Genomic DNA, 3,033 nt, shown 5'->3' on the forward strand with positions numbered 1-3,033 from the left:
CCCAATCCCCAATCCCCAATCCCCAATCGAATAATCCCCAATCCCCAAACCCCAATCCCCAATCGAATAATCCCCAATCGAAAATCTAAAATCTAAAATCTAAAATAGAATAATCCCCAATCGAAAATCTAAAATCTAAAATCTAAAATCGAATTATGGATATTGTTGAAAGCGTCAAAATGGCTGTTACAACTTTGATGGCAAACAAGCTTCGCAGCAGCTTGACGATGTTAGGAATTATCATCGGGAATGCTTCGGTAATTTCTATGATCGGTATCGGCGAAGGAGCTCAAACATTTATCGAGGGACAAGTTAACTCTCTGGGTTCAAACTTGCTATTTATTATTCCCGGAAGTCCTGAAGCGCAAACCCGCCCGGTGATTCCGCCCCAGACTTTAGTAGTGGAAGATGCAGAGGCGATCGCATCTCAAGTACCTTCTGTCGAAGAAGTCGCACCAACTCTCAATGATAGTCAACTCGTTACTTACCGCAATAAAAACGTTTCGTCTTCCATTGTGGGAACTACTCCCGAATTTCTGACAGTCAGAAGCTTTGATGTTGGTCAAGGTCGATTTTTAAGCAAATTAGATTTAGAAAGACAAGAAAATGTAGTAGCTTTAGGTTCAGAAGCAGCAGAACAATTGTTTGGTAATACACAGCCAATTGGTCAATACATCCGCATCAAAAACTCGAGTTTTCAAGTAATAGGAGTCATGCAGGCGAAAGGTTCCAGCTTTGGCGACAATCAAGATATGAATGTTTATTTGCCGCTGACAACAATGGCAAATCGGATCGTAGGTCGCTCGTCTCCCTACGGTACAAAAGTAACATTTATTTCGGTTTCCATTAAAGATGAAACTATGATGCAAGCGGCCCAATTTCAAATAGAAAACCTACTCAGGTTGCGTCACAAAATTACTAAGGAGGATGATTTTACTGTTCGCAACCAGAAAGATTTAATGAAGACTTTGGGCAGTATTACTGGTGCTTTGACGTTGATGTTGGCTTTCGTGGCGGCAATTTCGCTGTTTGTCGGCGGCATCGGGATTATGAATATCATGCTGGTTTCTGTTACCGAACGCACGAAGGAAATTGGGCTGAGAAAGGCGATCGGAGCTTCTCAGCAAGATATTCTAATTCAGTTTATGATTGAGTCTGTGATTTTGTCAGCGGCAGGCGGGGCGATCGGCACTGGATTCGGTATCGGCGGCGTGCTTATAGTAGCTGCTTTTACTCCCCTGCAAGCTAGCGTTTCCCCAGTGGCGATCGCACTTGCAGTCGGTGTTTCGGGCAGCATCGGCTTATTCTTCGGCATTGTGCCCGCAAAACAAGCGGCTAAACTCGACCCGATCGTCGCATTGAGAAGTGCTTAATTAGTTTGTTGACGGTTGACGGTTGACGGTTGACGGTTGACGGTTGACTGTTGACGGTTGACTGTTGACTGTTGACTGTTGACTGTTATAAAAATAACTCATAATTAATAACTCATAACAAAGTATGAATTTTATTGAAAGCGTGAAAATGGCAGGCCAAACGCTACTAGCCAACAAAACTCGCAGCAGTTTAACAATGATCGGGATGATTGTCGGCAATGCCTCCGTAATTGCAATGATTGGCATTGGAGAAGGAGCTCAAAAATTTGTAGCAGGAGAAGTTCAAGCCCTCGGTACAAACGTATTAATCGTGATGCCGGGAGTTCCCAAGGCGAGGCGAAGTTCGATCGCAAATGCGCCTCAAACACTGATAGTAGAAGACGCAAAGGCGATCGCTACTCAAGTCCCCTCCGTTCAAGGCGTGTCAGCAGAACTTAACAGTTCAGAGATTGTTCGCTACAGCAACAAAAATGTTTCGGCTCTAATTTTTGGCACGATTCCAGAATTTCTAGAAGTCAGAAGCTTTGAAATGGCAAAAGGGCGGTTTTTGACGGAACTCGATGTTAAGCAAAGTAACCAAGTTGTGGTTCTCGGTTCAGAATTAGCGGAGAAACTTTTTGGCAATACAAATCCCTTGGGCGAACAGGTGCGTATCCAAAATGTCAGCGTCAAAGTAATTGGAGTATTGGCTCCCAAAGGCACATCTTTTGGTACGAATTACGATAACTCGGCCGCTGTGCCGATCGCCACAATGGCCAATCGCATAGTCGGGCGCAAATCTCCCTACGGTTTAGCTGTCACGTCGATATTTATTTCGATTAAAGATGAATTACAAATGGACGCGGCGCAATTTCAGGTAGAAAACTTGCTGAGACTGCGGCACAAAATTACTACCGAAGATGATTTTACTGTCAGAAATCAAAAAGATTTAATGGCAAGAATGGGGGCAATTTCTGGCGCTTTGACTCTTCTGTTAACTGCTGTTGCCAGCATTTCCCTATTAGTCGGCGGCATTGGGATTATGAACATTATGCTGGTGTCCGTCAGCGAACGCACTCAGGAAATCGGGCTCAGAAAGGCGATCGGCGCATCCCAACAAGATATCTTATTTCAATTTATTGTCGAAGCTGTAATTTTATCCGCTGCCGGAGGGATAGTCGGTACTTGCGTCGGTGTCGGCGGTATCTTGCTTGTAGGTAATTTCACGCCCTTGCAAGCTAGTATTTCGCCCGTGGCGATCGCCCTTGCTGTCAGCGTGTCCGGCACAGTGGGTCTCTTCTTCGGCGTCGTCCCCGCCCGCCAAGCCGCCAAACTCGACCCGATCGCAGCTTTGAGAAGCGCTTAATCAATATCTACTTATTATGCCGAGCGAAAATATATTTATATAAATCTTAAAAAAACTTGTTTTCTTGTAAAACTTTAACAAAGTAGCAGTATTTTAGGAAGTTTTAATGAATGTGTTTTTACGCAGCTTCACAGCGCAAAAAATCCTAAAAAATCCCTTAAATAGTAAAGATTTAATAAAGTTATGCTGCCGAGTTTACTTTCCAACCAGAAAGTTTAATAATATTAAATCCGGCGTAAACAGACCTAAGCATCTACAGACGTTACGAAAGCTTTGCGATTTAATCAAAAGATTCAATAAATAAACATGGCATCC

2 protein-coding genes are annotated in these 3,033 nt (G+C 43.6%); both read left to right on the top strand.

All coding sequences use genetic code 11. The features are described 5' to 3' along the window. Positions 1-155: 155 nt before the first annotated feature. Positions 156-1,373: an ABC transporter permease gene (locus ACUVJL_RS03555; RefSeq protein WP_445244586.1), complete on the top strand. Its 1,218-nt coding sequence runs from the start codon at positions 156-158 to the stop codon at positions 1,371-1,373. Positions 1,374-1,497: 124 nt separating this feature from the next. After that, positions 1,498-2,718, top strand: a complete 1,221-nt coding sequence (locus ACUVJL_RS03560; protein WP_445244587.1) for an ABC transporter permease — start codon at positions 1,498-1,500, stop codon at positions 2,716-2,718. Positions 2,719-3,033 lie beyond the last annotated feature (315 nt).

Source organism: Microcoleus sp. OTE_8_concoct_300 (genome assembly GCF_031383065.1).
Classification (GTDB): Bacteria; Cyanobacteriota; Cyanobacteriia; order Cyanobacteriales; family Microcoleaceae; genus Microcoleus.

Coding starts and splice junctions, on each gene's coding strand:
- ACUVJL_RS03555 (WP_445244586.1), top strand. CDS start 156: ATGGATATTGTTGAAAGCGTCAAAATGGCTGTTACAACTTTGATGGCA.
- ACUVJL_RS03560 (WP_445244587.1), top strand. CDS start 1,498: ATGAATTTTATTGAAAGCGTGAAAATGGCAGGCCAAACGCTACTAGCC.